General features: G+C 66.9%; 8 protein-coding genes and 2 tRNA genes. 7 read left to right on the top strand and 3 right to left on the bottom strand.

The features are described from left to right. The 7 genes from BN423_RS02845 to BN423_RS02815 form a co-directional block, all read left to right on the top strand. The coding region (locus BN423_RS02845; RefSeq protein WP_026088988.1) for a hypothetical protein at positions 1-253 on the top strand (253 nt) is incomplete at its 5' end. Between the two features lie 6 nt (positions 254-259). After that, complete coding sequence (locus BN423_RS02840; protein WP_019238758.1) at positions 260-721, top strand: VanZ family protein; 462 nt, start codon at positions 260-262, stop codon at positions 719-721. Between the two features lie 269 nt (positions 722-990). After that, positions 991-1,725, top strand: a complete 735-nt coding sequence (locus BN423_RS02835) for an iron-sulfur cluster assembly scaffold protein (protein ID WP_019238757.1) — start codon at positions 991-993, stop codon at positions 1,723-1,725. A gap of 18 nt (positions 1,726-1,743) precedes the next feature. Continuing rightward, entirely contained in the window at positions 1,744-2,748 is a 1,005-nt protein-coding gene (locus BN423_RS02830; RefSeq protein ID WP_019238756.1) for a GGGtGRT protein, read from the top strand. 165 nt (positions 2,749-2,913) lie between these two features. Beyond that, a tRNA-His gene (locus tag BN423_RS02825) sits at positions 2,914-2,990 on the top strand. A gap of 11 nt (positions 2,991-3,001) precedes the next feature. After that, positions 3,002-3,077: transfer RNA gene (locus BN423_RS02820), tRNA-Lys, on the top strand. 86 nt (positions 3,078-3,163) lie between these two features. Further along, complete coding sequence (locus BN423_RS02815) at positions 3,164-3,949, top strand: transposase (protein ID WP_019238755.1); 786 nt, start codon at positions 3,164-3,166, stop codon at positions 3,947-3,949. 50 nt (positions 3,950-3,999) lie between these two features. Here the strand turns inward: BN423_RS02815 and sufU are convergent, their stop codons facing one another. The 3 genes from sufU to BN423_RS10650 all read right to left on the bottom strand — a co-directional run. Next, positions 4,000-4,419 (bottom strand): Fe-S cluster assembly sulfur transfer protein SufU, encoded by a 420-nt coding sequence (gene sufU / locus BN423_RS02810; protein WP_019238754.1) that lies wholly within the window; start codon positions 4,417-4,419, stop codon positions 4,000-4,002. Positions 4,420-4,539: 120 nt separating this feature from the next. Next, entirely contained in the window at positions 4,540-5,829 is a 1,290-nt protein-coding gene (locus tag BN423_RS02805; RefSeq protein ID WP_019238753.1) for an aminotransferase class V-fold PLP-dependent enzyme, read from the bottom strand. Further along, the coding region (locus tag BN423_RS10650; protein ID WP_019238752.1) for a SufB/SufD family protein at positions 5,826-6,647 on the bottom strand (822 nt) is incomplete at its 5' end. The genes BN423_RS02805 and BN423_RS10650, both read right to left, overlap by 4 nt.

Genomic DNA, 6,647 nt, shown 5'->3' with positions numbered 1-6,647 from the left:
CGCCCTCGACATCCTCGCCGAGCCCGAGGAGCCCGTGCACCCCGCGCCGGCGACGACCGCGGCCACCGCCCGCCGCGCGAGCGCCATCGCCGAGGGCAAGCGTGCGAACCGCATGCACGAGCACGTGAACGAGCTCATTGAACAGGAGCTCGGCCAGGTCGCCTCGCCCGCCGTGCAGCACTCGAGCCGCGAGTACCTGCGCGTCATCCAGGGCGGCACCGCGTCCATGCCGGCGCTCCAGGCCGAGGCGTAGAGCCGGATGCCGGTGCGAACGCCTGCGCGCGCGGGTTCCGTGCGCCTGCCCTGGCTCGTCGCCATGGCGGTCATGGTGCTCTTCATCTGGGGAAACTCGCTCGTCCCGGGGACGGAGAGCGGGGGACTCAGCCTCACGGTCGTCTCGACCATCCGCGACGCGCTCGATGCCCTCGGCATACCGAGCGCCTGGGTCACGAACTTCCTCGTGCGCAAGGCGGCGCACTTCACGGAGTACGCCGTGCTCGGCATCCTCGCCGCCCGCGCCTTCAACCTGCGGCGCGGCGCCCCGGCCGCCCGCATCCTCTTCGCATGCGCCGTGCTCGTCCTCGTCCCCTCGATCGACGAGACCATCCAGCTCTTCGTTGCCGGCAGGTCGGGACAGGTCACCGATGTGCTGCTCGATTGCTGCGGCGCCGCGACCGGTGCCGCCCTGGCCGCGCTCCTCTCCTCCTCCCGCCGCTCGTGATAAAAAGGTGTCAGTCACCTTTTTATCACTTCCTCCTCGCCGCGCGACGTTCTTCCATGCCTGATAAAAAGGTGTCTGACACCTTTTTATCATCTCGGAGCCAGCGAGCGCATCGCTCCTCTGCACCCCATCCTCGCGAAGAAAAATGCCCCGTTCGCCGAAAACACTCTGGACAAATCGCGGTAGAATAAACGTGCATGTCAGCTCCGGCTGGCCAGCTTGCGTTGGCTCGATGGCTCGCCGGACAAGGCACTACAGAGAGGAGAGGCATGCAGTACTCAGCAGAAGTGGAGAACATGTGCCCCGTCGCCAAGGGCGCATACCACGGCCCTGCGCCCATCCCGGAGGAGGGCCAGTGGATCCAGGCCAAGGAGATCAAGGACATCTCCGGCCTCACGCACGGCGTCGGTTGGTGCGCGCCGCAGCAGGGCGCGTGCAAGCTCACGCTCAACATCAAGGAGGGCATCATCGAGGAGTGCCTCGTCGAGACCCTCGGCTGCTCGGGCATGACCCACTCCGCAGCCATGGCTTCCGAGATCCTTCCCGGTAAGACCATCCTCGAGGCCCTCAACACCGACCTCGTGTGCGACGCCATCAACGTCGCCATGCGCGAGCTGTTCCTCCAGATCGTGTACGGCCGCAGCCAGACCGCGTTCTCCGAGGGCGGCCTGCCCGTGGGCGCCTCCCTCGACGACCTCGGCAAGGGCCTGCGCTCGCAGATCGGCACCATGTTCGGCACGAAGGCAAAGGGTGCCCGCTACCTCGAGCTCTCGCAGGGCTACGTCACCCGCATGGCGCTCAACGACAAGAACGAGATCATCGCGTTCGAGTTCCTGAACCTCGGCAAGTTCACCGATGCCCTCAAGAAGGGCTCGACCCCCGAGGACGCCATCGCCGGCGCCATGGGCCACTACGGCCAGTGGGACGCCGCCGTCAAGTACATCGACCCGCGCACGGACGAGGAGACGCACACCGTCGAGTCCGTGTTCCCGGTCCACGAGTAGAAAGGGAGGGAAGAAACCATGGCTGTTAGCTTCGAAGGGTACGAGCGCCGCATCGATAAGATCAACGCGTGCCTCGCCGAGAACGGCATCTCCTCCCTCGAGGAGGCCGAGCAGATCTGCCTCGAGCAGGGCGTGAACCCCCGTCAGATCGTCGAGGGCGTCCAGTCCATCGCGTTCGAGAACGCCAAGTGGGCCTACACCCTCGGCTGCGCGCTCGCCATCAAGAAGGGCGCCAAGAGCGCGTCCGAGGCCGCCGCGATCATCGGCGAGGGCCTGCAGGCCTTCTGCGTCCCCGGCTCCGTCGCCGAGGACCGCAAGGTCGGCCTGGGCCACGGCAACCTGGGCGCCATGCTGCTCGGTGACGACACCGAGTGCTTCGCGTTCCTGGCCGGCCACGAGTCCTTCGCCGCCGCGGAGGGCGCCATCGGCATCGCGATGAACGCCAACAAGGCCCGCAAGAAGCCGCTGCGCGTCATCCTCAACGGCCTGGGCAAGGACGCCGCCCAGATCATCGCCCGCATCAACGGCTTCACCTACGTGAAGACGCAGTTCGACTACTTCACGGGCGAGCTCAAGATCGTCGAGACCATCCCGTATTCGGAGGGTCCGCGCTCCGAGGTCAACTGCTACGGTGCCGACGACGTCCGCGAGGGCGTGGCCATCATGTGGCACGAGAACGTCGACATCTCGATCACCGGCAACTCCACCAACCCCACGCGCTTCCAGCACCCCGTCGCGGGCACCTACAAGAAGGAGCGCCTCGAGGCCGGCAAGAAGTACTTCTCCGTGGCCTCCGGTGGCGGCACCGGCCGTACCCTGCACCCGGACAACATGGCTGCCGGCCCCGCCTCCTACGGCATGACCGACACCATGGGCCGCATGCACTCCGATGCCCAGTTCGCCGGCTCCTCCTCGGTGCCTGCGCACGTGGACATGATGGGCCTCATCGGCATGGGCAACAACCCCATGGTCGGTGCGACTGTCGCCTGCGCCGTCGCGGTGAACGCCGCTCTCAACGCGTAAAATAACCCCAGGGGTAATTTTACATAGGCATGTTGCCGCCGTCCGGTTCCGCGCCGGGCGGCGGTTTTTTTCATTCCGAATTTCAAAAAAAGATGAGATTTCCCCTTGCGCGAAAGGGCGTTCGCTGCAATAATAATCAAGCGCTTTGGCGCACGTGGAAACATGGTGGGTGTAGCCCAGTTGGCTAGAGCGCCGGGTTGTGGTCCCGGAGGTCCAGGGTTCGAGTCCCTGTACCCACCCCACATTGACAATTGGACCGGTAGCTCAGCTGGTAGAGCAGGGGACTCTTAATCCCAAGGTCCAGGGTTCGAACCCCTGCCGGTCCACCATTTGAAACACGAGCTCCTTCGGGAGCTTTTTTCTTACCCAGCCGATGTAAAATTACCCCAGGGGTTATTTTACATAGGAGGGGACTATGCCGAGCGCACCTCGTCGAATCGCGGAATCCGGGCTGTACCATGTCGTCGCGCGTGGGAACGGGAAGCAGGTCATCGTCACCGATGACCGGGATAGGGAAGCGTTCCTCGCGTATCTCGAACGGTTCATGCGCGAGGATGAGATCGCCGTCATCGCATGGTGCCTCATGGACAACCACGTGCACCTTATCGTGGAGGACACCGAGCAGCGCCTCCCACACGCCATGGGAGGCGTTCTGGGCGCGTATGCGAAGTATTTCAACCAGAAGACCGGGCATGTGGGCAGCGTGTTCCAGCCGCGGTTCTTCAGCGAGGCCATCGAGGGCGACGAGCACCTCATCGCCGCGGTGCGCTATGTGCACATCAACCCCGAGAAGGCCGGGATCTGCGAGGCCGCGCACTATCCGTGGAGCAGCTATCGGGAGTATGCCGGGGGCGCGGGCGAGGGTGCAGGCGCGGGCGAGGGAACGGGCGAGGGGCTCTGCGCGACGGGGCTCGTGCTCGGGCTGCTCGGCGGTCCTGAGGGCTTCTCAGAGCTCTGCAGCGGCGCGTCCGCGGCCGATGTGGGCTTTGAAGGGTCGGTGAAGCTTTCGAGCGACGAGGCGCTCGAGGTGGCGAACCGCGTCGTGCGGGCGCTCGGGTGCCCGGACGTCTTCGCGGTGAAGAGCCTGCCCATCCCTCGGCGCAACGCCGTCGTGGCGGCGCTTCGCGGGAACTGCCTCACCATCAAGCAGATCGAGCGGCTGACCGGCCTGGGCAGCGGCGTCATCGCCCGCATAAAATAGAGAAAACCCCAGGGGATGTAGAAAAACCCCTGGGGTAATTTTACATGGTCCTACGCGAGCATGCCATCCAGCGTGCGCCAGGCGAGCTCCGCGCACTTCACGCGGGCGGGCATGTGCGAGATGTCCTTGAGCTGCGCCGCCTCGTCCAGGTCCTCGTAGTCCTGCTCGGAGAGCTCCTCGCCGCGGATCATCGCCAGGAAGAGGGCGGAGAGCCGGCGCGCCTCCTCGACCGTCTCGCCGGTGATGAGGTCGGCCATGATGTCGGCGCTCGCCTGGCTGATGGCGCAGCCATGGCCGGTGAAGCTCGCCTCCTCGATGACGCCGTCCTCCACGCGCAGCTGCAGCGTGAGCTCGTCGCCGCAGCTGGGGTTGATGCCGTCGTGCTCGTGCGTGGGCGCGTCCATCTCGTACTTGTAGTCCGGATGCGAGTTGTGCTCCATGAAGGTGGTCGAAGTGTAGAGGTTGCCCATGAGGTCACGCTCCTTGCTGTGCGATTCGAGGGCGAATCCAGGGGGATGTCGAAAAACCCCAGGGGTATTGTTACCAGTGCGATAGGTCCGCATACCCCTGGGGCGCTGTCGCGCGCGGCGCTAGGCGTGGAAGGTGCGCCAGACGGTCTCGAGGCCGTCGATGAAGCGGTCGACGTCCGTGGCGTCGTTGTAGAACGCCAGACTCGCGCGGCAGCAGGCGAGGTTCTCCACGCCGAGCCACGTGAGGAGCGGCTGCGCGCAGTGGTGCCCGGCGCGGATGCACACGCCGCTCATGTCGAGGATGCTCGCCACGTCGTGCGGGTGGATGCCCTGCACGTTGAAGCTGATGACGCCGTGGTGGTCGGCCGCGTCGGGCGAGCCGATGATCTCGACGTACGGCAGCTCGGCCAGGCGCTCCATCGTGTAGGCCACGAGCGCCGCCTCGCGGGCGCGCACCGCGTCGTAGCCCACGTGCTCGGTGAGGTAGCGCAGCGCCTCGCCGGTGGCGTAGATGCCCGCGGCGTCCTGCGTGCCCGCCTCGAACTTCTCGGGCACGGGCGCCCACACGGCCTCCTGCTCGGTCACGGAGTCGATCATCTCGCCGCCGGTGAGCATGGGGAGCATCTCGTCGAGCAGCTCGTGGCGCCCCCACAGCACGCCGATGCCCATGGGGCCGAGCGCCTTGTGCGCGGAGAACGCGAAGAAGTCCATGCCGAGCGCGCGCACGTCCACCGCCATGTGCGGCACGGACTGCGCGCCGTCCACCACGAGGTAGCCGCCGTGCGCGTGCACCGCGTCGGCGAGCTTGCGGATGGGGTTCTCGACGCCGAGCACGTTCGAGACGTGCGCGGCCGCGACGATCTTCGTGCGCGGACCCACCTTGGCGGCGATCTCCTCGTCCGTGAGCTCGCCGGTCTTGGTGGGGTAGAGGTAGACGAGGCGCGCCCCCGCGGCGCGGCAGGCCTCCTGCCAGGGGATGAGGTTCGAATGGTGCTCCATGATGGTGATGGCCACCTCGTCGCCCGGCTCGAGCACGCAGGGGGCGAACGACTTCGCCACGAGGTTCAGCGACTCGCTCGCGTTGCGCGTGAAGACGATGTCGCGCGCCTGCGGGCGCCCCTGGTCGTCCACGGCGCCGATGACCTGCGCGATCTGCGCGCGCACCTGCTCGATTGCGTCCGTGGCGGCCACGGAGAGCGAGTACAGGCCGCGCAGGGGGTTGGCGTTCATGGTCTCGTAGAAGGCGCGGTGCGCGTCGAGCACGCACGCGGGGCGCTGCGCGGTGGCCCCGCTGTCCAAGAAGGCGATGTCCGGCCGGCCCGCCAGAAGGGGGAAATCGGCCTTGTAGGGGTTCTGCTGGATGTCGGCCGCCGCCGCGGCCTGTTCCGTACCCGTGCCCGTATTCATCATGCAGCATCCTCCTCGAAGTCCTCGTCCTCGATGTCGCAGAATCCGTCGATGAGCGCGCGGCCCAGGCGCAGCACGTTCTCGCGCATCTCGGCGTCGGGTGCGGAGAGCGCGGCGTCCTCGAGCTTCGCCGCGGTGAAGAGCGCTTCGGCCGCCTCCTCGGAAAGCCCGCGGCAGCCCAGGTAGAAGAGCTGCTCGGGGCGGACGTGGCCGATCGTGGCGCCGTGGTTGCCCGCGACGTCGTCCTCGTCGCACAAGATGACGGGGACGGTCTTGTTGTCCACGCCGCGGCTCGCCAGAAGCACGGTCTCGTTCTCCGCGCCCTCGGAGCCCTTGCAGCCGTGCACGAGATCGATCGTGCCGCGCAGCACCTTCTTAGCGTTGCCGGTGAGCACGCCGTTTGCGTCCATGTTCGAGATCGTCCTGCGCCCGCGCTGGCGGATGACGTAGTTGAAATCGCGCGATTCGGAGCCGCTCGCGAGGTAGCGCGTGTCGATGTCCATGCGCGCGGTGTCGCCGCGCAGGTCCGCCGCGAGGCCGGTGTAGGTGTGCGCGCCGCCGAGCACCACGTGGCGCACCGTTACGCGCGCGCCCTCGTCGAGCACGTAGCCCGCGTCGTCGAGCACCGTGAAGGCGCTGTCCGCGGTGATGTAGACGGTCACGTTCACACGCGCGCTCGCGCCGGCGAAGACGCGCAGCGCGGAGCCGATGAGGCCGCATGCGCGGGTGGGCTCGGCTGCAGCGGTGCCGTCGTCCGCGCTGGCGCGCCCGTCGGTCGCGGCCGTGCCCTCATTCTCGGCATTCAGCGAGATGGCGAGGTC

The sequence above is a fragment of the Enorma timonensis genome (genome assembly GCF_000321165.1).
Lineage (GTDB): Bacteria > Actinomycetota > Coriobacteriia > Coriobacteriales > Coriobacteriaceae > Enorma.
The sequence above is the reverse complement of the archived record's forward strand: the minus strand, read 5'-3'. Positions and strand labels throughout refer to the sequence as shown.